Origin of the sequence: Vibrio sp. CyArs1 (genome assembly GCF_022432925.1) — a bacterium.
Lineage (GTDB): Bacteria > Pseudomonadota > Gammaproteobacteria > Enterobacterales > Vibrionaceae > Vibrio > Vibrio mediterranei.
In genome coordinates this window covers 203022-228109 of sequence record NZ_JAKRBO010000008.1, presented here as the reverse complement: position 1 = coordinate 228109, position 25088 = coordinate 203022, and the positions used below count along the sequence as shown (strand labels likewise).

Annotated in this window: 21 protein-coding genes and 1 other annotated feature; of the genes, 11 read left to right on the top strand and 10 right to left on the bottom strand. The window is 44.2% G+C overall.

The window, feature by feature from the left end; all coding sequences use genetic code 11:
* Positions 1 to 570: 570 nt before the first annotated feature.
* The 3 genes from clpB to rluD all read right to left on the bottom strand — a co-directional run bounded on the left by clpB (position 571) and on the right by rluD (position 4933).
* Positions 571 to 3144: an ATP-dependent chaperone ClpB gene (clpB, locus tag MMA19_RS21370; protein ID WP_240207167.1), complete on the bottom strand. Its 2574-nt coding sequence runs from the start codon at positions 3142 to 3144 to the stop codon at positions 571 to 573.
* Between the two features lie 86 nt (positions 3145 to 3230).
* The gene (pgeF, locus tag MMA19_RS21365) at positions 3231 to 3959 is read right to left on the bottom strand and encodes a peptidoglycan editing factor PgeF (protein WP_240207166.1); all 729 of its coding nucleotides are present in this window, start codon (positions 3957 to 3959) and stop codon (positions 3231 to 3233) included.
* Complete coding sequence (gene rluD / locus MMA19_RS21360; protein WP_240207165.1) at positions 3959 to 4933, bottom strand: 23S rRNA pseudouridine(1911/1915/1917) synthase RluD; 975 nt, start codon at positions 4931 to 4933, stop codon at positions 3959 to 3961. The genes pgeF and rluD overlap by 1 nt, the downstream gene beginning before the upstream one ends.
* A 130-nt stretch (positions 4934 to 5063) precedes the next feature.
* On the opposite strand from rluD, the gene bamD reads away from it, so the two are divergent.
* The 4 genes from bamD (at position 5064) to pheA (ending at position 9420) form a co-directional block, all read left to right on the top strand.
* Positions 5064 to 5789, top strand: coding sequence for an outer membrane protein assembly factor BamD (bamD, locus tag MMA19_RS21355; RefSeq protein ID WP_006072929.1), 726 nt, complete (start codon positions 5064 to 5066; stop codon positions 5787 to 5789).
* A 160-nt stretch (positions 5790 to 5949) separates the two neighbouring features.
* A complete protein-coding gene (locus tag MMA19_RS21350) occupies positions 5950 to 7371 on the top strand; it encodes a lytic transglycosylase F (protein ID WP_240207175.1) in 1422 nt (473 codons plus the stop codon).
* 286 nt (positions 7372 to 7657) lie between these two features.
* Positions 7658 to 7984 carry a ribosome-associated translation inhibitor RaiA gene (gene raiA / locus MMA19_RS21345; RefSeq protein ID WP_006072926.1) on the top strand — a complete coding sequence of 109 codons (327 nt, stop codon included), beginning with the start codon at positions 7658 to 7660 and terminating at the stop codon, positions 7982 to 7984.
* Between the two features lie 122 nt (positions 7985 to 8106).
* Positions 8107 to 8226 (top strand) — a sequence feature (Phe leader region).
* A 12-nt stretch (positions 8227 to 8238) separates the two neighbouring features.
* Complete coding sequence (gene pheA / locus MMA19_RS21340) at positions 8239 to 9420, top strand: prephenate dehydratase (RefSeq protein ID WP_240207164.1); 1182 nt, start codon at positions 8239 to 8241, stop codon at positions 9418 to 9420.
* Positions 9421 to 9489: 69 nt separating this feature from the next.
* On the opposite strand, the gene MMA19_RS21335 is transcribed toward pheA, so the two are convergent.
* Positions 9490 to 10149 carry an OmpA family protein gene (locus tag MMA19_RS21335; protein ID WP_062459828.1) on the bottom strand — a complete coding sequence of 220 codons (660 nt, stop codon included), beginning with the start codon at positions 10147 to 10149 and terminating at the stop codon, positions 9490 to 9492.
* A 189-nt stretch (positions 10150 to 10338) separates the two neighbouring features.
* Between MMA19_RS21335 and yjjX the strand changes: the two genes are divergently transcribed.
* Entirely contained in the window at positions 10339 to 10854 is a 516-nt protein-coding gene (yjjX, locus tag MMA19_RS21330; RefSeq protein WP_240207163.1) for an inosine/xanthosine triphosphatase, read from the top strand.
* Between the two features lie 43 nt (positions 10855 to 10897).
* On the opposite strand, the gene trpR is transcribed toward yjjX, so the two are convergent.
* Both trpR and sltY read right to left on the bottom strand, forming a co-directional pair.
* Positions 10898 to 11185 (bottom strand): trp operon repressor, encoded by a 288-nt coding sequence (gene trpR, locus MMA19_RS21325; RefSeq protein ID WP_006072922.1) that lies wholly within the window; start codon positions 11183 to 11185, stop codon positions 10898 to 10900.
* Positions 11186 to 11257: 72 nt separating this feature from the next.
* Positions 11258 to 13201, bottom strand: coding sequence for a murein transglycosylase (gene sltY, locus MMA19_RS21320; RefSeq protein ID WP_240207162.1), 1944 nt, complete (start codon positions 13199 to 13201; stop codon positions 11258 to 11260).
* Between the two features lie 303 nt (positions 13202 to 13504).
* Between sltY and ettA the strand changes: the two genes are divergently transcribed.
* Entirely contained in the window at positions 13505 to 15172 is a 1668-nt protein-coding gene (gene ettA / locus MMA19_RS21315; protein WP_240207161.1) for an energy-dependent translational throttle protein EttA, read from the top strand.
* A gap of 146 nt (positions 15173 to 15318) precedes the next feature.
* Positions 15319 to 16326: a M23 family metallopeptidase gene (locus tag MMA19_RS21310; RefSeq protein WP_006072919.1), complete on the top strand. Its 1008-nt coding sequence runs from the start codon at positions 15319 to 15321 to the stop codon at positions 16324 to 16326.
* A 53-nt stretch (positions 16327 to 16379) separates the two neighbouring features.
* On the opposite strand, the gene tyrA is transcribed toward MMA19_RS21310, so the two are convergent.
* Both tyrA and MMA19_RS21300 read right to left on the bottom strand, forming a co-directional pair.
* Complete coding sequence (gene tyrA, locus MMA19_RS21305; RefSeq protein ID WP_240207160.1) at positions 16380 to 17507, bottom strand: bifunctional chorismate mutase/prephenate dehydrogenase; 1128 nt, start codon at positions 17505 to 17507, stop codon at positions 16380 to 16382.
* A gap of 8 nt (positions 17508 to 17515) precedes the next feature.
* Entirely contained in the window at positions 17516 to 18589 is a 1074-nt protein-coding gene (locus tag MMA19_RS21300) for a 3-deoxy-7-phosphoheptulonate synthase (protein WP_006072917.1), read from the bottom strand.
* A 250-nt stretch (positions 18590 to 18839) separates the two neighbouring features.
* Between MMA19_RS21300 and MMA19_RS21295 the strand changes: the two genes are divergently transcribed.
* Both MMA19_RS21295 and btsR read left to right on the top strand, forming a co-directional pair.
* Positions 18840 to 20543, top strand: a complete 1704-nt coding sequence (locus MMA19_RS21295) for a sensor histidine kinase (protein WP_240207159.1) — start codon at positions 18840 to 18842, stop codon at positions 20541 to 20543.
* On the top strand, positions 20540 to 21265 hold the full coding sequence (btsR, locus tag MMA19_RS21290) for a two-component system response regulator BtsR (RefSeq protein WP_006072915.1): 726 nt from the start codon (positions 20540 to 20542) through the stop codon (positions 21263 to 21265). Before MMA19_RS21295 ends, btsR begins: the two co-directional genes overlap by 4 nt.
* A 92-nt stretch (positions 21266 to 21357) precedes the next feature.
* Here the strand turns inward: btsR and nagZ are convergent, their stop codons facing one another.
* The gene (gene nagZ, locus MMA19_RS21285; RefSeq protein ID WP_240207158.1) at positions 21358 to 22341 is read right to left on the bottom strand and encodes a beta-N-acetylhexosaminidase; all 984 of its coding nucleotides are present in this window, start codon (positions 22339 to 22341) and stop codon (positions 21358 to 21360) included.
* 102 nt (positions 22342 to 22443) lie between these two features.
* Here nagZ and MMA19_RS21280 point away from each other — a divergent pair, with 102 nt between their 5' ends.
* Together MMA19_RS21280 and murQ are read left to right on the top strand one after the other, a co-directional pair.
* A complete protein-coding gene (locus MMA19_RS21280; protein ID WP_240207174.1) occupies positions 22444 to 23562 on the top strand; it encodes an anhydro-N-acetylmuramic acid kinase in 1119 nt (372 codons plus the stop codon).
* A gap of 8 nt (positions 23563 to 23570) precedes the next feature.
* Positions 23571 to 24503 carry an N-acetylmuramic acid 6-phosphate etherase gene (murQ, locus tag MMA19_RS21275; RefSeq protein ID WP_006072912.1) on the top strand — a complete coding sequence of 311 codons (933 nt, stop codon included), beginning with the start codon at positions 23571 to 23573 and terminating at the stop codon, positions 24501 to 24503.
* 40 nt (positions 24504 to 24543) lie between these two features.
* Here the strand turns inward: murQ and MMA19_RS21270 are convergent, their stop codons facing one another.
* Entirely contained in the window at positions 24544 to 24885 is a 342-nt protein-coding gene (locus MMA19_RS21270) for a DUF2799 domain-containing protein (protein ID WP_031493145.1), read from the bottom strand.
* Positions 24886 to 25088: the final 203 nt, after the last annotated feature.

Sequence of the window (25088 nt, the reverse complement as noted above, 5' to 3'; positions counted from 1 at the left end):
AGGCCTGCCGCCAGCGTTCAATCTGAGCCATGATCAAACTCTTCAATTTAAGATTTTGTCGGCTCAATGAATACTGACTTTAAACTACCTTAGTAATCTAAAGCTATTATCGTTCCAACAGAACGATAATGAATTGACTGTGCCAAGTCTTTCGACTTGATTGGTCACTCAGTTCATTGAAAACCTAATTTGAAACCGAAGTTTCTAATTTGATTATCATCAACGAGTGCCCACACAGATTGATAGGTTTATATTGTTAAAGAGCTTGTTTTGAGCCTTACTCAAAACGGACGGTCATTTTAGCTATTTCAGTTATCGTGTCAACCACTTTCCTAACTAATTTTGCTTTACTTCTTAGAAGCAACTTGACCTGCTAACTCGTAAAGGCTTTTCTTTGCCTCATCCCGTGTCAGCGAGGTGGCATTATAGAGATGAACCAATTCTTGGCAAGCGCTAATTTGAAATAAAATCGTTTTTTACAGCCGTTCGAACACAAAAGAAACAAAGCGTCGAAAAAAGACACAAAAAAGGGGGCTAAGCCCCCTTTTATTACTCTATTTCCCTTGCTATTTACTGCCCAACAGCAATTTTGTCGTTGTTCACTATCAGACGAACTGGCTTAGTTGGGTCGACTTTGCCGGCAAGTATCTCTTTAGCCAACGGGTTTTCGATACTTTGTTGAATCGCTCTTTTAAGCGGTCTAGCTCCATATACTGGGTCATAACCGACTTTGGCGATATAATCTAAAGCTGCATCGGCAACCACTAGGTGATAGCCATTGTCTTCCATGCGTTTGCCCAAGCGTTGCAATTGAATACCCGCAATAGATTTAATGTGCTCCGCCCCCAATGGATGGAAGACCACACTTTCATCTACACGATTTAAGAATTCCGGTTTGAAGTGAGAGCTCACAACATCCATTACTTCTCGCTTGATACCCTCATAATCAAGCACCTGGAAATTCTCTTGGATACGAGATGAACCAAGATTCGATGTCATAATGACTACCGTATTTCTAAAGTCGACTGTTCTACCTTGTCCATCGGTCAAGCGACCATCGTCTAGAACTTGCAGTAGAATATTGAAGACATCAGGATGCGCCTTCTCAACTTCATCCAGCAAAATAACCGAGTATGGTTTACGTCTAACGGCTTCCGTTAGGTATCCACCTTCCTCATAACCTACATAACCGGGAGGCGCACCTACTAAACGAGCGACTGAGTGTTTCTCCATGAACTCAGACATATCAATACGCACCATGGCGTCTTCACTATCAAACATAAAACTTGCAAGCGTTTTACACAGTTCCGTTTTACCCACACCAGTTGGGCCAAGGAATAAGAAAGAACCTATTGGACGATTAGGATCCGCGAGGCCAGCTCGACTACGGCGAATGGCATCAGATACAACTTCGACAGCTTCCGCTTGCCCTATGACGCGTTTGTGCAGAACATCTTCCATTTTTAGAAGCTTATCTTTTTCTGCCTCAAGCATTTTAGATACTGGAATCCCTGTTTGCTTTGATAATACTTCCGCGATTTCAGCATCTGTCACTTTGTTGCGAAGCAAGCTCATTTCTTGCATTTCAGCTTGAGTCGCTAAATCGAGTTGTTTCTCTAGCTCTGGGATACGGCCATATTGTAGCTCAGACATTCGGTTCAAATCGCCTGCACGTCTTGCCACATCCATATCGAGTCTTGCCTGTTCGAGTTCAGACTTAATATGTTGAGTACCCGATAGCGCTGCTTTTTCTGCATTCCAGACTTCTTCCAGCTCCGCATAGTCACGCTCTTTTGACTCTAACTCTTCATTGAGAGCAAGCAAGCGCTTCTCACTAGCATTATCCGACTCATTTTTGAGAGCTTGCTGCTCGATTTTTAGTTGAATGATTTTACGTTCTAACTTATCCAAAGATTCCGGCTTCGAATCTATCTGAAGTCGAATGCTCGACGCGGCTTCATCAATAAGGTCGATCGCCTTGTCGGGTAGTTGTCTATCAGTAATATATCGATGCGATAAACTCGCTGCAGCAACAATAGCAGGGTCAGTAATTTCAACATGGTGATGGAGCTCATAACGCTCTTTCAAACCACGTAATATCGCTACGGTGTCTTCGACGCTTGGTTCATCAACCAGTACTTTTTGGAAGCGTCGTTCTAACGCCGCATCTTTTTCAATATACTGGCGATATTCATCCAATGTTGTCGCACCTACACAGTGCAGTTCACCGCGCGCTAATGCAGGCTTTAACATATTGCCTGCATCCATCGAACCTTCACCTTTCCCAGCACCAACCATAGTGTGCAGCTCATCGATGAAGAGAATGATGTTACCTTCTTCTTTAGCTAGTTCATTTAGGACCGATTTCAAACGCTCTTCAAACTCACCACGATATTTGGCGCCAGCCACCAGTGAGCCCATATCTAAAGAAAGAACACGACGCCCACGCAAACCTTCAGGGACTTCATTATTTATAATGCGTTGTGCTAGTCCTTCTACGATAGCTGTCTTACCTACACCGGGCTCACCTATAATGACGGGGTTATTTTTGGTACGACGTTGAAGTACTTGAATGGTGCGGCGAATCTCATCGTCACGACCAATGACCGGATCAAGCTTGCCTTGTTCCGCTCGCTCGGTAAGATCGATGGTAAATTTCTCCAAAGCTTGGCGCTTTTCTTCCGCATTGGGATCATCTACTTTCTGACCACCACGAATTTGCTCAATTGCTTGGTTTACTTTTGCTTCTGTTAATCCTTGCTGTTTCAAAAGTGCACCTAAAGGGCCTTTATCTTCTATTGCTGCAAGCAAAAAGATCTCAGAAGAGATATAGGCGTCTTGACGCTTTTGAGCAATTTTGTCACAGAGATTAAATATTTGCCCCATAGCACTAGACAGCTGAACATCGCCACCGACACCTGTGACTTTAGGAAGTTTGTCCATTAACTCAGACAGCTTGGAACGTAATTGAACCACATCGACGTTCAACATGGTTAATAGTGGACGAATAGAACTGCCCTCTTGGTTAAGCAAAGCAACCATAAGGTGAACAGGTTCAATATATTGATGATCTCGACCCAATGCCAATGACTGAGCATCAGAAATAGCAATTTGGAATTTGCTAGTAAATCGATCTAGGCGCATAGCAACCCCCGTTTAAATTACATACAGCTTGTTATGCAATTAAGATGGTTGCTAGCAAAACGGATTTCAAGACAAAGGAGTGAAAATCAGTGATTGATCCAGATAAAGCTTGCCATACGACCTGTCTGTCCATCAAGTCGATAGGAAAAGAAACGCTTTTCATCGCTAAACGTGCATAAGTTACTCAGCGTTACATCACTGATCGCTGAAGCTTGTAATTTCATCTGTGCAATGAGTGCCAGATCAGCAAGCCATTTCTCTGGATTCACGCTTTCTTTAAACGCAATTCCATATTCAGGATTCATCTGACAAAATGCGTGTTTCACATCCAGCCCAACTTCAAAAGACTCAAAGCCAATTGCTGGTCCAATCCAAGCCTGTGCTTCACTATCGAACAGGCCAGCGGCCTTTTCGACAATCCCGTCGGCCAATCCACGCCATCCTGCATGGACCGCAGCAACTGCTGTTCCATCCTTTGCACATATTAGAATTGGTAAGCAATCTGCCGTCATGGCACTAAGGACGACACCGGGCGTTCGTGTAAAACTCGCATCCGCGTCCAATACCAGTTCAGTTGGAGCTTGAACGATAGCGACTCTAGTCGAATGAGTTTGATTAAGCCAAACAGGAGAAGACGGCATATTCGCACTGATTTCCAGTGCTCGACGGTTTGCCAATACATCGGAAGGTTCATCACCAACATGCATCCCTAAATTAAAACTGGAAAATGGAGCCTTTGAGACTCCATTCTCACGTGTTGAGCTTACCGCTTCAACATTATTAGGTTTGCTCCAGTTTGGCGTCAGAAGCGACATTAATAATCTTCTTCTTTGTTTAACTTAGTGTCTTCACGCAACGCTTCCGTCATGACCACCATGTCATCTGGAATAGGAGCATGGAAAGTCATCTCTTCTCCAGTAACTGGATGCGCAAACTTAAGCATTACCGCGTGCAGAGCTTGACGATCAAAGCTACGAATCATCTGAGTCAGTTCTTCGCTCGCTCCGCGTGGAATACGAGCGCGGCCACCATAAGCGCTATCACCTAACAGTGGATGCTGAAGATAAGACATATGAACACGGATTTGGTGAGTTCGACCCGTTTCTAGACGCAAACGAATACGAGTGTGCTCTCGGAAATGTTCTGCAACTCGGTAATGAGTTACCGCAGGTTTACCAAGTTCGTTCACAGCCATCAGTGTACGTTTAGTCGAGTGACGACCGATCGCTTTATCTACCATACCACCAGCCGTCATTTTACCGATAGCAATAGCTTCGTATTCACGGGTGATGTTACGCTTTTGTAGAGCACGTACCAATCGAGTTTGAGCAGGAACCGTCTTAGCGACAACCATCAAACCTGTCGTATCTTTATCGAGGCGGTGAACAATACCTGCGCGTGGTACTTCTGCGATTGCCGGGAAATGATGTAACAACGCATTAAGAACCGTGCCATCTGGTGTCCCTGCTCCAGGATGAACAACGAAATCTCTTGGCTTATTGATCACAATAATGTCATCATCTTCGTAGACGATATTAAGAGGAATGTCTTGAGCTTCAAAGCGCTCTTCATCTTCTAGTTCAGCTTGAACGGTTATCAACTCGCCGCCCATAACTTTGGTACGCGGTTTAGTGATTACCTCACCGTTAACGGCAATTTTTCCGTCCAGAAGCCACTCTTTCAGGCGCGAACGAGAAAAATCTGCGAACAATTCAGCTACAGCTTGGTCTAAACGTTGACCTAACTGGCTGTCTTTTACTGTATTTGTTAATTCAATCTGCTGAGCCATATCGAACTTTTTAAAAAACCTTGGGACTAATACCACGAGTGTGGATAATATAGCCCATCATTGTATCTGTTACTGAGAAGAAAAGTAATGGACACGGAAAAATATTTACGTCAAGGAAACTCGTTCTCGTATGAAACTACTTAAACTAACAAGCTTGCTTTCTCTAGCTTTGTTGTTTGGTTGTGCTGACAAAGAAGTCACCGTCCCAGATGTTCCGCCTTCCCAGCTCTACGCTGAAGCTCAAGAATCGTTACAAGGTGGTAACTGGACATCAGCCATTGAGCGCCTTGAAGCGCTGGATTCTCGCTACCCATTTGGTGCTTACACTGAACAAGTACAACTTGATTTGATTTACGCTTACTACAAGAACGATGACTTAGCGCTGGGTCTGGCTACGATAGAGCGTTTCTCTCGATTGAATCCAACTCACGAACGTTCTGACTGGGTGTTGTATATGCGAGGTTTAACGCATATGGCACAAGACAGAAACTTCATGCATGACATTCTCAGGATCGATCGCTCAGACCGCGACCCTGAGCCAGTAAAAGCTGCATTTGCTGATTTCGATCGCCTACTAAAACGTTACCCGAATAGTGCTTACGCCGAAGACGCGCAGAAACGTATGGTTGCGTTGAAAAACCGTTTGGCTAAATATGACCTTGCTACCGCTGATTTCTATATCCGACGTGAAGCTTGGATTGCCGCTATCAATAGAGCTCAAGAAATTCAAAAAACCTATCCTGATACAGAAGCAGCTCGCCAATCTTTAGTACTGCAAAAGAAAGCGTACGAAGAACTAGGAATGCAAGAGCAAGTTGAGCGTACTGAGAAATTAATGGAACTAAACCCACTTTAGGGTTATAGACAAATCCGCCTTCCAGAAGCGCTGCCAATGCAGCGCTTTTTTGTGCCCATAAGTTGGCAAAATTCCTTGTTTATTTATATATTTATCTTTAGCTAAGTAGCAAAAAGGGATAGTTGTGAAGGCGATTTTATTATGTTTTGTCATAGGGATCATGACACTTCCAGTAAGGGCTTTAGAGTTAACTCCTCTAAGTAATGAACCCTATACTGGCGATTTGGATAGTTTAGTAGAGAAGCGTGTTATTCGCGTTTTGGTCTCTGCTGATCTTGGTTTCTATTACATAGAAAAAGGACAACCCAAAGGGATTGGAGCGGAACAGCTCTATCACTTCGAGAAAAATCTCAAAAAGAAATACTCCAAGATGAAAGTACAGGTTATTCCTGTACCAAGAGACGACCTCATTCCGGCTTTAGTTAATGGCTATGGAGATCTGGTTGTCGCAAACCTCACAATTACACCCAAACGACAAGAAATCATTCAGTTCAGTACCCCGATTCTCTCTGACATCAGCGAGCTGATTGTGACGACTAGCGATTATCCGTCTTTAGAAAGTGTCGAAGACCTGAGTGGTCAAGAAGTTTGGGTTCGTGGAAGCTCCAGTTATTTCGAGAACTTACAGGCACTAAATCAAAAACTAACCAGCAATGATAAGCCTCCTGTCTACGTTCAGTATTTAGAAGAAACGCTTCAAGACTACGAATTGGTCGAAATGGTCAAGCAAGGCTATATTGGAGCGACCGTCCTCGATAGCCATAAAGCATTCTTTTGGAACAAGACGTTTGACGATTTGAATATCCATGACTCAATACCATTGAGTAAAAATGGTCAAATCGCGTGGGCCATGCGCAAAGACTCACCAAAATTAGAGAAACAAGTAAACGCCTATATTAAAACGGCCAAGCAAGGAACATTGCTCGGTAATGTTATTTATAACAAATACTTGGATAACACAGGCTGGTTTTCAAAGGCCCTTGATCCTAAGAATGTCCAACAATTGGATAGGCTGATTTCATTGTTCAAGAAATATGGCGACAAATACGACTTTGACTTCCTTATGATTGCCGCACAGGCTTTTCAAGAATCTAAGCTAAACCAAAACAAAGTCTCACCCAAAGGCGCTGTTGGCATCATGCAGGTCCTTCCAAGTACCGCTCGTGATCGCAATGTAAACATCAAAAACATCAATAAAATTGAGAATAACGTCCATGCTGGCGTGAAATATATGCGCTTTATCCGAGATAGATACTTTAGCGATGACGCGATAAGTAATGATGACAAAGTTTATTTATCGTTGGCGGCCTACAATGCAGGTCCGGGAAACATCGCTAAAATGCGGCGCTTAGCTACCAAGCACGGTTACGACCCCAATAAATGGTTTGGCAATGTGGAGCTGATGGCACGAAGAAATATCAGCTCTGAGCCCGTTACTTACGTGGCCAATATCAACCGATACTATGTTATCTACAAACAGCTAGAGTCTCTACAGCAGATCAGGCAGGAGCAACAAGCACTAAATAGTGACATTGAATTTTATCGAGTTTTGGGGTCAAAAGAAGAAACCATTACTGAGTGATAGTGATCACATTTTAAAGTCGAGTGAATTTTAAGCAGGAGATTTCTTAGGTCGTAAAAACGCGCCAAAAATGGAGGATTTTCAGTGCGCTACTCTTTCCAAATTAATGACTTTTGACGGAAAAGAAAGTCTTTTCATGTGTTAACAGTAAAAAGTTTTGCGTTAGATCACATTTAAATTTTGATGCGAAAAACCCTATCATTTTAGTGATCTAGATCACATTCTTTTCTCCATGGATAAGTAATCTGGAGTTAACCCATGAGGGATGCAACAGAGGAAAAAACATATGAGAGTAAACATCACTGGTAAAAACATTGAGATCACCTCTGCAATCCGTGAGCATATCGAAAGCAAGTTTAAGAAGTTAGAAAAATGGCAAGTGGATATCATTAGTTGCCAGACTGCTTTCAGCGAAGAGCCGAACAAACAAATGAAATTCGAAGCGTCCATTACGGTACCCAAAGGCAAACTTGTCGCTTCCGCTACTCATGAAGATTTATACGCTGCCGTTAACGAGGTAGAACAGAAGTTAGAACGTCAGCTAAACAAACTCAGACATAAGCCAGAAGCGAGACGCACGGATAAGCCTGAGTTAGTAGAAGAAACCGAATAAAGGCTCGTAAATAAAACGATTGTAGAATAGCGCCGTAAGGCGCTATTTTTTTGCTTGACGCTCCCCACTCCCTTGCTTATTGTGTGGCTTAGCCCAAAAAAACTTAAGACTACATTTTCTATGTACCCGATTAATCTGTTCTTTTTTGACTTCTTTTTTCTCCACTAGGCTTGGAGGCTTCTTCGTTTTCGAAAGAAAAGTCAAAAACGAACGGAAAGCCTCCCAATGGGAGGTTTTTTTATAAGGATTATTTGATGACAGACACAAACTACTCACTTGAAGAAATTCGCTTACGTCTGAACGAGCTAGACGACAACTTGTTGCAGCTTCTTTCTGAACGTCGCAAACTCAGCATTGAAGTAGCAAAAAGCAAAGTAGAAACCTCAAAACCGGTTCGTGATGCCGCTCGTGAGCAACAGCTTTTGGTTAAGCTCATTAATAACGGTAAAGACAAGTACAAGCTGGATGCGTCTTACATCACAAAGATCTTCCACACCATCATTGAAGATTCTGTTCTGCTGCAACAGGTTTACCTGCAAAACCTAGCCAACCCGCAACAAAGCAGAAAACCTGTTGCTAGAGTGGCCTTTCTAGGTGCTAAGGGTTCTTATTCACACCTAGCAAGCCGAGATTATTTCTCTCGTAAGAACACGGAGCTAATTGAACTCAATTGTGACCAGTTTAAAGAAGTCACAAAAACGGTTGAGTCAGGTCATGCTGATTTCGGTGTATTGCCTATTGAAAACACCAGCTCTGGCTCAATTAATGAAGTATTCGACTTACTGCAACATACGACTTTACATATCGTTGGTGAAATCACCCAACCTATTGAGCACTGCTTGGTTGCGACCAAAGAAATTCGTCTGGAAAACATCAAAACGCTGTACTCTCACCCACAACCTCATCAGCAATGCAGTGAGTTCTTGGGCAGACTATCTGGCGTTCAACTAGAGTCTTGTGCAAGTACAGCGGATGCAATGCAGAAAGTTCAGCAGCTTAATAGAGACGATGTTGCTGCAATCGGCCACGCAGCCAGTGGCAAACTGTATGGCTTGCAATCGATTCAAAGCAACATTGCTAATCAGACAGAAAACCATACTCGATTCATCGTCGTTGCAAGAAAGCCTGTTGAAGTGTCAGCGCAAATTCCAGCAAAAACTACCTTTATCATGGCGACGTCTCAACAAGCAGGTTCGTTGGTTGAAACCCTCTTAGTACTCCAGCGCTATGGAATCAATATGACCAAGCTCGAGTCACGCCCTATTATGGGTAATCCTTGGGAAGAGATGTTTTATGTGGATGTGGAAGCCCATAAAGACTCAGAATCAATGCAACAAGCCATTCATGAGCTTATAAAAATCACTAAATACCTTAAAGTACTGGGTTGCTACCCTATCGATAACGTAAAACCAGTGATGCCCGATTTAGGTGAATAAAAGCAAATAGCCCCAGTCATCATGAGCTGGGGCTATTTCTATTTTACGAGCTGTGGCCTGTCTTCAAAGCTACTTTAGCGGCAGAATCTTAATCTCCACTCGACGATTACATTGACGCCCCTCTGGTGTAGAGTTGCTGCAAATTGGGAATCGCTCACCATTACCACGGGCGACCGCACGACCTGCCGCTACATTCTGACTAATCAAGAACGAACGTACTTGCTCAGCGCGCTTTTCTGATAGCTCTTGGTTGTATTGAGCACTACCCGTACTATCGGTATAGCCTTCGATAACTAAACTGGTATCAGGGTACTCAACCAAAATACGCGCTACACCTCTCAGTGTGTTGTGAATACTACTGTTAAGAGCGTGAGAATTACTGTCAAAACCAATACCGTTCTCTAAACGTAATAAAAGTTGATTGTCACCAACACGCTCAACTTGCACACCTGAATTTAACAACTCTTGTCTCAGCGCTTTTTCTTGTTGGTCGAAATAATATCCAACACCACCACCCAACGCTGCGCCACTCGCCGCACCAATAAGAATCCCACGGCTATCACCACCTGAAGCAATACCAACAGCTGTGCCAGCAATTGCGCCAATCACAGCTCCTTTGGTTGCTGAGTTTGTCTCATACTCTCCTGTTGTCGCGTTTTGTCGCTGCGTCGCTTGGCAACCAACAAGAGAAATAAGCCCTAAGGCAACCACTACTTTTTTTAATCTCATTTCTATTATCTCTTATGCGTACAACATTACCATCAAATACAGAATGTCGTACCATATAAATTCTAATTATTCCTAATGGAGGCATTTAGCACTCACACTAATGATAAAAAACACATCGTTATTAAATGACAAATCTAAGGTAGATTTACGTTAGAATTAAGCTCAAACGTATAGACAGGATAAGTAATAATGAACAAAGTGGTTATCGCGTCGCTTAACCCAGCCAAAATCAATGCCGTAAAAAGCGCCTTTGAATCCGCTTTTCCTAGCCAAACGTTCACTTTTCAAGGGGTAAACGTGGCAAGTGGCGTGGCCGAGCAACCTATGAGCAATGATGAAACTCATCTTGGTGCTAAAACACGAGTTCACAATGCCAAGAAAACCGTCAAAGACGGTGATTTCTATGTTGGGATTGAAGCTGGTTTAGATGGGCATTCCACGTTTGCATGGATGATTATTGAAACAGAGACACTGACGGGCGAATCAAGAAGCGCGAGTCTAATGCTTCCACCCGCTGTCGTAGACCAGCTGTCGCCAAGCGTTGAACTAGGCGATGTGATGGATAAGACCTTTGGTACCGATAATATCAAACAAAAAGGCGGGGCAATTGGTTTGCTAACCCAGCATCAGCTCACACGCAGTTCTGTGTATCACCAAGCGTTAATACTGGCGCTGATCCCATTTACCAATCCTGAACACTTCTAAAGACGTTTGCTCTAACAAGGTAAGCGAAACCCGTAGGTTTCGCTTACTTAAGCAATAAGTCGCTGAGCGCGTTCTTATCTTTGTCGGCCAAGCGCTTTACTTCCGCAGAGCCACGAGTAATGGTCGCCACACCTACGCCTAGCATCTGACTAATTTGGCGTTGTGACATGTCTCCCTTTAACAACTCACAGAGAATGTTCACCCGCGCCGTCACTGCTTCACGTTCATCTGGTGTTAGCAACATCGTCATCAGCATTGCTTGCTGCTCACTGCTTTGCGAACGCTGAATAAGGTCGAGTACCTGTTGCCAGTCTTGATAGTGTGGTTCCATTTAATATTCCATCAGAAACATCCAGTTACCCATTCTAACTCCAAGCCCACATGAATTGGTAGCCCATCTCCACTAGTAACGTTTTTTCGCTTCCGCTTCAGTGAGGAAACTTCCCTGAACACCAAGTAAATCTCGATAGTAGACTTGAAACATTAGAATGTTCTGAACGTAACCACGAGTCTCTCTAAAAGGTATCGCTTCAATAAAGGCGATGGCATCTAACTTGCCATCAGAAGCTTCACGCCAACGTTTTACGCGGTTAGGCCCTGCATTGTAGGCAGCTAATGCATAGATACGGTTATCATCGTAGTTATCAAGCAGCTCATTAAGGTAGTGCGAGCCTATCTCAATGTTCTTACCCACCTGATACAAGTCACTAGTACTGCCGTAGCGTATCTTGTGCTTTTTCGCAGTATACTTTGCCGTAGCTGGCATAATCTGCATCACGCCGCGAGCACCAACAGGAGAGCGCGCTTCCACATCCATCGCGCTTTCTTGACGTGCTAGCGACATGAGTAACACGCTATCAAGGTCGAGCTTGTCACTGTAGAAATCAAACCACCAGCGATGAGCCGTTGGGAAGCGCAATGACATGTTGTCCCACATTTTGGCAGAAATTGTCGCAACGACGGTGAAGTGATGCCAACGTTTCTTACCAGCATAAGCCGCTAACATCTGCTTCTCATTCGCAGTTACGTTAGACAACAAGAAACGCCACTCTGATTTAGCTGCGGCTATTTTGTCTCGCTCAATCAACTCTTCGATTCGATCTAAGCTAGCTTGATACGGCGCTACGACTTTTGGGTCTAACACTGTCGTGGAAATAGGATAAACAATAGAGTGCTCTAGGTATGTCGCGGCAGCGGCGCTGTAAAAGTTACGCTGACCTACAATCCCTTCTAGGCGTTGTTGTCCTTGCTCTTTGTTACCTGTTACCAACTCAGAACGCGCCAACCAATATTGCCAACGACTGGTTTCTTGTTTCTCTGGCGACATTTTACTAATCCAACGGTTCAAGTCTTTCCAATCGGCTTGTTGCACCGCAAGACGCGCTCTACGTTCCAAGTAACCATCATTGCTTGATTGGCTAAGCACTTTATCACGCCAGTTAGCTTCGGTTTCGGAATCCGTCGTGATGTAACGCATCGCCACATAATCTTGCATCGACTGTTGCAACTCATCGTCTAGCGAGGCATTTTTACTCAGTTGAGTTAGTGCGGTTCTTGCTTTATCTCTGTCACTACGAGCTAACTTTCGGAGTGACAGTTCAGTTAGCTGGTTTTTATACGGTTGTGGGAATTTACTGTCAGCAAAAGACACCACCTTATTAGGTGATTTGAACAGGTCTTTAATTTGTTTCCCATGCTGTTTACCTGTCGATGTTGCCAGCTTCTTATTTAGATAGTTAATTAATGACCCATTACGCTTTTCAAAAGCAAGGATCATTCGCTCGACAATCAGTTGGTCGGTCAGCGCTCCTGACTTATCCCATTCCTTGAATAACTTATCACAAGCACTATCAACACTATTTCCACTCAACCATAAGTTTTGAGCGCCTTTGTACGCCTCCTGTTTATTCCCAGTTTTAAGCTGAGCATAGTGGTAGTGACATTGATATCGTTCACCATTTGGGTAAGAGGTTTGAAAGGTTAGAATGTCTTGCCATTTGTTTTGACGGGCCAATTGATCCAAATACGGCGCTCTAATACGATAGGAGAAAGGGAAACCCTTATGCTGCTCAATAAACGTATTGACGTCCTCAATCGACTTATCTGCAAGCTGCAAAGAAAACACTCGATAATCGACATAAGGAGTCAAAGCGTAATCTTCAATTTTAGGCCGAAGTTTTTGATAACCACTGATATCTTTTATATCAATGAGCTTTTGCGCCCTATCATAATCTGAGCGTTGTTGTTCTAGTTTTGTTTCTGCCGCAAATGCAGGCCATGCCAGTGAGGCTACTATGACCGAAGTAACTGCTAACAGTCGTTGCTTATACCGTCCGTATAAAAGCATGTACCGATTTCCTTAGATGCTGTGAAGAATGACCAGTGAGCTTATTGTTGTCGTTTTTTATTGAGCCTTGTCAGCTTCATTTGAATACATGGTCAATCTTCAATTTAAGACCAATTACTCCTTCTTGCCAATGGGTTTGTCATTAAGAATTTGTTTCCATTGTTGAGAATTCCCTGACTCTTGGCGAAACCGCGCATTTTGAATGATATTGAGGCTTAAGATCGCACAACGAAAATTGAAACGTTCTGACTGCGTAGTGTAAAATAACAACTTTATTGACTTCAAAAGTAGGAACGATCGGCAATGGCTGAATACGTCTATACCATGTCGCGCGTGAGCAAAGTAGTGCCACCAAAGCGACAAATCCTTAAAGATATCTCTCTTAGCTTCTTCCCTGGTGCAAAAATCGGTGTTCTAGGCCTAAATGGTGCTGGTAAATCTACCCTTCTACGTATCATGGCGGGTATTGATACTGATATCGATGGTGAAGCGCGTCCGCAACCTGGTCTAAACGTAGGTTACTTGCCGCAAGAACCTGTTCTTGATGAATCAAAAACGGTTCGTGAAATCGTTGAAGAAGCAGTATCCGATGTTGCTGGTGCAATCAAGCGTCTCGACGAAGTGTATGCGGCTTACGCTGAACCAGATGCAGACTTCGACGCATTGGCTAAAGAACAAGGTGAATTAGAAGCTCTTATCCAAGCGAAAGATGGCCATAACCTAGAGAACGCCCTAGAGCGTGCCGCTGACGCTCTTCGTCTACCTGAGTGGGATGCGAAGATTCAACACCTATCCGGTGGTGAGCGTCGCCGTGTCGCTATCTGTCGTCTATTGCTTGAGAAGCCAGACATGCTGCTTCTTGACGAACCAACCAACCACCTAGATGCCGAATCTGTTGCTTGGCTTGAACGCTTCCTAGTGGACTACAATGGCACTGTTGTTGCGATTACCCACGACCGTTACTTCTTAGATAACGCAGCAGGTTGGATTCTTGAGCTTGACCGTGGTGAAGGTATTCCATGGGAAGGTAACTACACTTCATGGCTAGAGCAAAAAGATGCACGTCTACAACAAGAAGCGTCTCAAGAGAAAGCTCGTCAGAAAACCATTGAGAAAGAGCTGGAATGGGTTCGTCAAAACCCTAAAGGCCGTCAAGCGAAGTCAAAAGCACGTATGGCACGTTTTGAAGAGCTACAAAGTGGCGATCATCAAAAACGTAACGAAACGAACGAGCTATTCATTCCACCAGGTGAGCGTTTAGGTGATAAAGTTCTAGAAGTGAACAACCTGACTAAGTCATTCGATGGCCGTGTACTGATTGATGATCTTTCTTTCAGCATTCCAAAAGGTGCTATCGTAGGTATCATCGGTGCTAACGGTGCGGGTAAATCGACATTATTCAAAATGCTAAGTGGCACAGAGCAACCAGATGCCGGCACGATTGAACTTGGTGATACCGTGAAACTGGCTTCTGTAGAACAGTTCCGTGATTCAATGAACGATAGCAATACGGTTTTCCAAGAGATCTCAGAAGGCGCTGACATCATTAAGATCAACAACTTTGAAATTCCTGCGCGTGCGTACTGCTCACGCTTTAATTTCAAAGGTAGCGACCAACAGAAGATCATCGGTGAACTCTCCGGTGGTGAGCGCAACCGTGTTCACCTAGCTAAGCTTCTTAAAGCGGGTGGCAACATGTTACTACTCGATGAGCCTACCAACGACCTAGACGTTGAAACTCTACGTGCACTTGAAGAAGCACTACTAGAGTTCCCAGGCTGTGCCATGGTTATCTCGCACGACCGTTGGTTCCTAGACCGTATCGCTACTCACATCATCGACTATCGCGATGAAGGTCAAGTTAACTTCTATGAAGGTAACTACACTGAGTACATGGAATGGCTGAAGAAGACTTTGGGTCCAGAAGCTGCTGAACCACACCGTATTAAATACAAACGCATCTCAAAATAACCGTTTGAATTTGAGATAAACTTGTTTTTTTTCAAGAGGGCGCTAATAATAGCGCCCTCTTTTTTGTGATTTTCACCCACAAAATAACGAAATTAACTGAAAAATCACCACATTTCATAGACAAATGTGGTGTAGCGATAATCACTATGCCGAATAGAATCAAGGTAGTAATACCGAATGAACAAGGAAAGAAACGAACTCTGCGTTTAGGACGAAAGCGTACTTACACTGCCATCCTCTTCGCTGCAGCCTTTCCTGTTGCCTTGGGCTTAGTCGGTTATTCCTATAACCAATCTCAAACACAGCTGTCATCTACTGAAGTGTCTCTGACGGATCTACAGCAAGAAAAAGCGCTACTTGAAGCTAAACTGGAAGAACAAGTCAATGTCACTCACGATCTTTCTCAAGAACTTGAAGAGAAACGTGATGAGCTCCAACTCCTGAGCAAACGAGTTAATGACGTGGAAACAGTTCTTGGTCTCACCGATGAAGAGCTCTACGATGCGGAAATGCCATTAGCGGAGCGTATTGATGCGGCCGCCATTGACTCCGCGGTTCGTGCCACAATGCTGCGCTTAATTCCCAATGACAGCCCGGTTACTTATCAGCGCGTTTCCTCGTCTTATGGACGACGTACTAACCCTATCTCTGGTAAGCGCCAGTTACATACTGGTATCGACCTAACCTGTAAAACAGGTGAACAAATCTTAGCGCCAGCCGATGGCGTTATTGAAACGGTAAGACCAAGCCGTCAAGGTTATGGTAACTATATGACGGTGCGCCATTCATTTGGTTTTATGAGCTCTTACGCTCACTTACATAAGTTTAAAGCTAAGAGTGGGCAGTTCGTCAGCAAAGGAGACGTCATCGCTACGTGTGGAAATAGCGGTAATTCAACCGGACCACACCTTCACTATGAAGTACGCTTTTTAGGGCGCACACTTAACCCTCAATACTTCATCGATTGGAGCCCTGAGAACTTCGATTACGTGTTCGAGAAAGAAAAGAAAGTGCAATGGGCACCGCTGATTGATCTTGTCGGTAGCGTGGTTAAGCTACAAATAAACCTAACTAATGCACCCTATGTGGATTCTTCGATTAAAACTGCCGTTACCGAAGACACCACCAACGAAACAAGTGAACAGACAAACTAAAAAAACGCAGCGACTTCGCTGCGTTTTTTAATTGGTTCTTTCATCGCCCGCGTTTAACCGCGATGTATGGCATCGTTAGCCTGCTTCAGTAGGTTCTGACTCTCGGACATAAACTGCTGTGAATAATCACCAAACCACTCGCTAACTTCATTAAACTCAGAGATGAACTTATCTTTATCTTTGCTATCAAGCAGTGCTAATGCTTCTCCAAACTGTTTATGGAAGCACTTGATCATCTCAATGTTCTCTTCTGAAGACATAATAATGTCACCGTATAAGCTTGGGTCTTGAGCAAATAATCGACCCACCATCGCCAACTCAAGTCGGTAGATAGGTGAACTGAGTTTAACTAACGTATCTAAATCAGGGTTCTGCTGACTTAAGTGGCGACCGTAAGCAAACGAGGTAAAGTGACGAAGCGCTTGGATAAGCGTCATGCCTTTATCATGCTGCTCTGCAGAAATCTGACACAAACTTGCGCCCCAAATCTTGAACTGCTCCAACAACCACTGGTATTCGCTCTCACCTCTGCCATCACAGTAAACTATCACCTGTTTCGCAAGGCTTGGTACATCAGGACCAAACATCGGGTGAAGACCAACAACGGGACCTTTGTGAATATCAAGCATTGACTTCAAAGGTTTAGATTTGATCGACGTTAAATCACAAAGGATACAATCTTTCGGTAACGCATTTAGCTTTTCAATCACACCCTCAGTGAGGTGAATCGGCACAGTGACAACAACCAAACCAGCGTTATCGAGAATCTCATCTGCACGATCCCAATCTTGGCTGCCTAGTACTTTGACTTCGTAGCCAGACAGTTTGAACATTCTACCAAATAGGCCACCGAGTTGACCGTTACCACCAACGATAACCACTGAACGTAACTCTGGATTTAGACATTTGAATCCAGAGTCTTTTTCGCTCGCGTAAGACTCGCGCATCGTACGGCGCAGAATGTCTTCAATTAGCTGTGGTGGTATGCCCTTCTTCGCCGCCTCTTCACGACGAGACGCTAGCATGGCAGCTTCTCTATCCGGAGCATAGATAGGTAAACCATGACGGCTTTTCACTTCACCAACTTGTTCTACTAGGGATAGACGCTTCGCAAGAAGCTCGAGCATTTGCTTATCGACTTCATCAATTTGGTCGCGCAGTGCGTTCAATTCAGCAGCCATGGACGTAATTATTCCTTAATACGATTTTCCAAGAATGGGACAAGCTCTTTATGAGCATGACGTAATAGTGCCTCAGTTGTATCCCAATTGATACATGCGTCGGTGATCGACACCCCATATTTCATTTGATCTAGAGGAATGTCTGAACTTTGGTTTCCTTCATTGATATGACTCTCAATCATTAGACCAATAATAGATTTGTTGCCTTCTCGGATTTGGTGAATGACATCTTCAGCTACTAGTGGTTGACGACGGTAATCTTTACGAGAGTTAGCATGACTACAATCCACCATCAATGACGCATCAAGATTCGATTTCGCTAACTCTTGCTCACATTCGGTGACCGACACTGAGTCATAATTGGTCTGCTTACCACCACGTAAGATAACATGGCCGTTTTCGTTACCTTGAGTCGTTAATAGGGCGACTTGACCTTCACGGTTGATTCCCATAAAACGGTGACTTGATGAAGCAGCTTGCATCGCATTAATTGCTGTAGCCAAACTACCATCAGTACCATTTTTGAAGCCGATTGGCATCGAAAGACCACTGGCCATTTCGCGGTGAGTTTGTGACTCTGTTGTACGTGCACCAATTGCCGCCCATGAGAAAGTATCCGCCAAATATTGTGGACTAATCGGGTCAAGCGCTTCTGTCGCCAATGGAATATCCATTTCCGCAAGCTCTACCAAGAGTTCGCGCCCTACGTGCAGTCCGTGCTCGATATCGAAGGTACCATCCAGTTGAGGGTCATTAATCAAGCCTTTCCAGCCTACCGTTGTACGCGGCTTTTCAAAGTAAACACGCATAACAATGTATAGCTGGTCGTTAAGCTGCTCCGACAACGCTTTCAAACGCTTTGCGTACTCTTTCGCCGCTTCTACATCATGAATAGAGCAAGGCCCACATACGACAAGTAGACGATGATCTTTCTTATGAATAATGTTAGCGATAGTCTCACGGGAATCTTGAATGAACTTTCTAGCTTTTTCACTCAGCGGTAATTTTTCTTTTAGTTGTTCTGGTGTAATCAGTACCTGTTCGTCACTGATATTAATATTACTTAGTTCACTCTTCTTCATGGCCTCACCTGTAAATATTATTTTACACCGAACTTTATAATTAAAACCGTCCGGCTAAGCTTTAACTGGTAATATACCTAGATAAAAAACACATGCAAGCGTAAACTTTGAAAAACATTAAATGTAAATTTAATTTTACATTGAGAATTACTGGCGCTTCAGTTCTTGATAACAGTTCGATGATAACAAACTGCCACGATTGGTCAGTTGCGTATACAATAAAATACAACTTCGTTGTTGGTTGTAATCTATGGACTTAATCATCTCCCTTTTGCAGCAGATGTGCGTGTATCTAATGCTCGCTTATATGCTGAGCAAGACACCGCTTTTTATTCCACTGTTTAGTGTCTCCAATCGTTTAAGTCATAAACTCAGCATTTATGTACTGTTTTCATCGTTTTGTATTTTGGGTACCTACTTCGGATTACAAATCAACGATGCTATCGCCAATACTCGAGCCATTGGTGCGGTGATGGGTGGGCTATTCGGCGGCCCCATCGTAGGGTTTGCCGTTGGATTAACCGGTGGTCTACACCGCTACACCTTAGGAGGATTTACCGATTTAGCCTGCGCGATTTCCACCACGGCAGAAGGGGTCATCGGTGGTTTAATGCATCTGTATTTTCTCAGAAAGGATAAAAAAGAAGAGCTATTTAACCCCCTGGTTGTCTTCTACATTACTTTTGTGGCGGAACTGGTTCAGATGCTAATCATCCTCATTGTAGCTAAACCTTTTGATCAAGCTTATGCGTTGGTTTCTGATATCGCCGCTCCGATGATCATCGCCAACTCTGTCGGTGCAGCGCTATTCATGAGCATTCTTCAAGACCGTAAGACCATTTTCGAGGAATACTCAGCGACCTTCTCTCGTCGCGCATTAAACATTGCAGAACGCTCCGTGGGCATTTTAGTCCATGGTTTTAACTCCAATAACGCCAGCAAGATTGCACGAATTATCTACGAAGAAACCAATGTCGGTGCCGTCGCCATTACCGATCATGACAAGATACTGGCTTTTGTCGGTATAGGCGCTGACCATCATCACCTTAACCGACCTATCTCCTCTCAAAGTACGCTCGATTCGATGAACAACAACGAGATCATTTACCTCGATGGCAAAGAGAATCCTTACCAGTGCTCAATATCTGAAGACTGTAAATTGGGATCTGCGCTTATAATTCCACTGCGCACGGGTGACGAAGTAATTGGCACTATCAAGCTATACGAACCCAAGCGTAAGCTGTTCTCAACCATTAATATGTCCATGGCTGAAGGTATTGCTCAGCTGCTCTCTAGCCAGATCCTTCATGGTGACTACATAAATAAACAGACCTTACTCAAACAGGCAGAAATCAAGCTACTTCACGCACAAGTTAACCCACATTTTCTGTTTAATGCATTGAATACCATTAGTGCTATCACTAGACGCGACCCTGATAAAGCACGCAGCCTAATACAGCATCTTTCTCAGTTTTTCCGTAGCAACCTGAAACAGAATATCGAAACGGTCACCTTGAAAGAGGAATTAGCCCACGTTAACGCTTACCTCACTATCGAAAAGGCGCGTTTTACCGACCGTTTAGAAGTAGATATTGATATTGCTCCAGAACTGTTAGAACAAGAAGTACCGAGCTTCACTTTACAACCTCTGGTTGAAAACGCGATTAAGCATGGTATTTCCAATTTAATTGAAGGTGGGATCATTCGAATCTATAGTCACACCACTCTGTCAGGGAGCGAGATAGTCGTCGAGGATAATGCCGGAACCTTTATTGCGCCCAAGGAGGGACATGAAGGGCTAGGTATGCAAATTGTCGGTAAACGCCTAACAAATCAATTTGGTCGTGACGGAGCGCTAAAAATTGAAGTGGAAAAAGACCACTTTACGCGAATGAGCTTTATCATCCCCTCGCCTTCTACACGCAAAGATAAAAGGACGGCTATTGCGTCATGACACAGTTAACAGCTTTAGTAATTGATGATGAGTTATTTGCTCGTGAAGAGCTAATAGAGCTCTTGGAGGAAACCGAGCAAATTGACATCATTGGTGAGGCAAGTAATGCCATTGAAGGTCTTAAGAAAATTAACCAACTCAAACCAGATGTGGTCTTTCTTGATATTCAAATGCCACAAGTCACCGGTATTGAACTACTTGGCATGCTCGACCCTGATACCATGCCGAAAGTCGTCTTTGTCACCGCTTACGATCAATATGCCATCCAAGCGTTTGAAGATAATGCGTTCGATTACTTACTAAAACCTGTTGATCCGTGTCGTCTTGAAAAAACCGTTAAGCGACTAAAAAAACGTGAGCAACAAACGCTGGAAGCGATCGATACTCTCGCACCACAAACACTCGACCAAATCCCTTGTGTCGGCCACAACCGTATCGTCATTATTCCAACTACCGATGTTGAGTTTGCCTACAGCGACCTTTCCGGTGTACATGTTCAAACTGCCGAACAAAAAGCCACATCGCAGCTAACGCTTAAAGTACTCGAAGATAAAACGCCGTTGATCCGTTGCCACCGCCAGTTTTTAGTGAACGTCAAGGCTATTAAAGAAATTAAGTTGTTAGACAATGGGTTAGCCGAGATCATTACTCAAAGTGATCACCCAATACCTGTAAGTCGCCGCTACCTGAAATCATTAAAAGAGACGTTAGGCTTTCATTAACGGAAGTATTACCACCTATCTCGATCAGCTGAGGCTAGGCATTTCTCAATTCCTATCCCCCTGCACCGACAAGGGGATAGCAATAGCGACTCTTAACCTTCCAACGACGACAGAATTTTGTGATTCGCCGCTTTCCATTGAGCACTCTTCTTAAGGTCTTCTAAATTAAACTCTTTTTTCCTCAACATCCGACTAGCCTGCTTCACCTTAGTAATTGGTAAGTTATCTAGTACCTCGATAGAGTATTGACGATTATTACACATGAGCAACGTATCACAGCCTGCGTCCAGCGCTTGTTGAGCACGCTCTGCGGGCCCTCCCATGATCGCCGCGCCTTCCATAGAAAGATCATCAGAGAACACCATGCCTCGAAAGCCTAGCTGATTACGAAGTACCTCTTTTAACCAATAGCTCGAACCACTGGCAGGCTTGTCATCATAATGTGGGAACACTACGTGAGCTGGCATCATTGCATCCAACACACCCGCTTTGATATGAGCCTTGAAGATTCGCATATCATCTTCAAAGATAGTGTCTCGACTGTCCATTGGCGTTTCGAAATGAGAATCTGCCGTTACTCCTCCGTGACCAGGGAAGTGCTTGCCAGTAGTCGCCATACCCGCAGCTTTCATGCCGGCCATAAACGCTGTGCTGTACTGGACGATGGTTTGAAAGTTATCACCAAAAGCACGATTGCCGATGGCTTTAGATTGATGTCCTTGATCGAGAACAGGCGCGAAGCTCAAATCAATATCGTGGGCAATCAATTCTGCTGCCATAAGCCAACCAGCTTGGTTCGCGAGCGCTTCATCACGTAATTGCGCGTATCGAGCGGCTGGCGGCAATAATGTAAAACCATCTCGAAAACGTTGAACACGCCCCCCCTCTTGGTCCACACCGATAACAATGGGCTTTTTCGCCGCTTGACGGATTTGGCGGTTCAGTTCAATAAGCTGCTCGGAATCATGATAGTTACGCGCAAACAAAATCAAGCCCCCAACGGTAGGATGCTCAAGAATCTCTTTATCTTCAGCACTCAGTTCATAACCTTCCACATCAAGCCATAGCGGTCCCATAATTGCTCCTCTGCAAATTTATTATCAAATGGGCGTCTCCAGAGATTATTCTGATTATTTTTGATTTACAATATTGCTAGGTAAAAACGGAGTAAGTTTATGATGACTAAGGAAGCGCTTTACATAGGCATAATGTCGGGTACCAGTTTGGATGGTGTCGATACTGCACTGGTATCGATAAAAGACCGTGAAATTAACTTACTCGCCAGCGATTTCCTTAGCTACCCTGAATCACTGAAAACTCAAGTGCTTGCTATCTGTCATGGTCAAGAAACCAACCTTAAACATATCGGTGAGCTCGACCACCAGCTAGGGCTACTTTATGCTGAGGCCGTCAGTTCTTTGCTTAGTAAAACCACCTATACGGAGCACGATATCGCAGCCATCGGTAATCACGGCCAAACCGTCTTTCACCAACCAGGTGGTGCAATACGCTTTACCACTCAGTTGGGAGACAATAACCTCCTAGCAACACTAACAGGTATTGATACGATCGGAGACTTTCGACGTAAAGATATGGCACTCGGTGGACAGGGTGCACCCTTAGTACCCGCATTCCATCGTTACTTATTTGCCGATAGTGACTCAACACAGGTGATTTTAAACATTGGTGGTATTTCCAATGTTTCCATATTGCAGCCCAACGGCGAGGTGATTGGCTTTGATACAGGACCTGGAAATGTGCTTTTGGATCATTGGTGCTCTCACGCTTTTTGCCAACCTTTTGACAAAGATGCACAGCTTGCTGCACAAGGCAATGTGATTACCCATTTGTTAGATGAAATGCTCAAAGATGACTACCTAAAACGTCCTGCACCAAAAAGTACCGGACGCGAGCATTATCATGAACAGTGGTTGAAACAATGCCTTGCTGCCATCTCAACGCCGATGAACAAGCATGATGTGCTCAGAACACTGACCGAATTTACCGCCCTGACTATCACTAATGCCATTGAGAACTATCCCATCGGTACTGCGCCGAAGCTTTTAGTGTGTGGCGGTGGCGCAAATAACCCAATAATAATGAAACGCCTGAGTGAACTGCTTAAAGGCTGGAATGTGGCACCAACCGATAGCGAAGCCATTAGTGGAGATTATATGGAATCCATGGCCTTCGCTTGGCTTGCACATTGCTATCTCAACAAGATACCGAGCAATTTGCCCTCAGTAACTGGCGCCAGTAAAGCCGTCCCTTTAGGCGTACTCTATTCAGCTGACTAGGAACCACTATGACTAACGACGCACTTCTCAATGCGCTTTCTCAACTTGTCTCCGAGGGAAGAAACCCTGAGACCATGGATATAGATTTACTCTCATCGCAACAGATTCTAGCGCGCATGAATCAACAAGATGCCCTAGTGCCTCTTGCGGTAGAAAAGGTCATTCCAGACATTGCGCTGGCGGTAGACGCCATCACTAAGGCCTTTAAACAAGGTGGTCGATTATTGTATTTGGGTGCTGGCACCAGCGGCCGATTAGGCGTACTTGATGCATCAGAATGCCCACCAACCTTTGGCACCGACCCTGATATGGTCGTCGGTATCATCGCTGGCGGTAATGACGCGATGTTCCGAGCCAAAGAAGGTGCAGAAGATGACCCAGCTCTTGGTGAACAAGACCTTATTGACCATAAGCTGACTTCAAAAGATGTGGTTGTTGGCATCGCCGCTAGTGGGCGCACGCCTTACGTCATTGGCGCATTAGAATACGCCAATCAATTGGGTGCCACGACAGTCGCACTGTCATGCAATCCCGCTTCTGATATTGCTAACATCGCTCAAATAGCTATTAGTCCTGTGGTTGGTCCGGAAGCTCTGACAGGTTCCACTAGACTGAAATCGGGGACCGCACAGAAGTTAGTTCTCAACATGCTCACGACAGCAAGTATGATCCGTTTAGGTAAAAGCTATGAGAACCTGATGGTGGATGTAAAAGCGACCAATGCAAAGTTAGTCGCCAGAGCAACGCGCATTGTGATGCAGGCTACGGATTGCAACAAACAACAGGCAGAAGTCACGTTAAAAGAAACTCAATATGACGTGAAGCTGTCGATTCTCATGATTCTAACTGGATTAGATAAGCAGCAAGCACATCAGCAGTTACATCAACAAGACGGTTTCCTAAGAAAAGCGGTAATAAGCAAGAGCCAAGAAAGTGAATAAAAAAGCTAGGGTGTCATGCCCTAGCTTCCTGAATCATTTTTTAATGAGAATAGTCATTCCAACCGCGTTGCCATTCCATTCTAAAACGCTGTCCATCGGGTAAGCCTTCACACGCCCCAGTGTAATACTGCCCAGATAACCCGATTTGATAAGCAAAATCAGCATCACAAAACTCTAGAATGCCTCTTTGATAGCCCGAGTCGTACTCTGAATGAACGGCAGCGCCGAGTTTATTAAGGTCAGAGTAACTGCGAGACAATTGCCCACGCACACCATCTTGATAGCCAATCTGTTCCCAACTTCCCTCTTTAGCGAGGTCATCCACTCCTTTGGCGCATCCAAATATTAACAAAGCGGATGCTGCCACTAAAAACGCTTTCATGAGATTCCTTTTCATCCAACTCTCTCTGCCGTCACAATGCCAGTTTTAAGTGTTTTTTACCACTCAATCCTTGACTAAGTGATGAGCTTCACGCTTTTCTACCGCCACTTAACTCGGAAAAACGACCACTTACTCTTCGATAAAACCACTTAAGTTGGTTATTGACCACTTAATCATCTATTCCACCACTAACCGAATAAGCC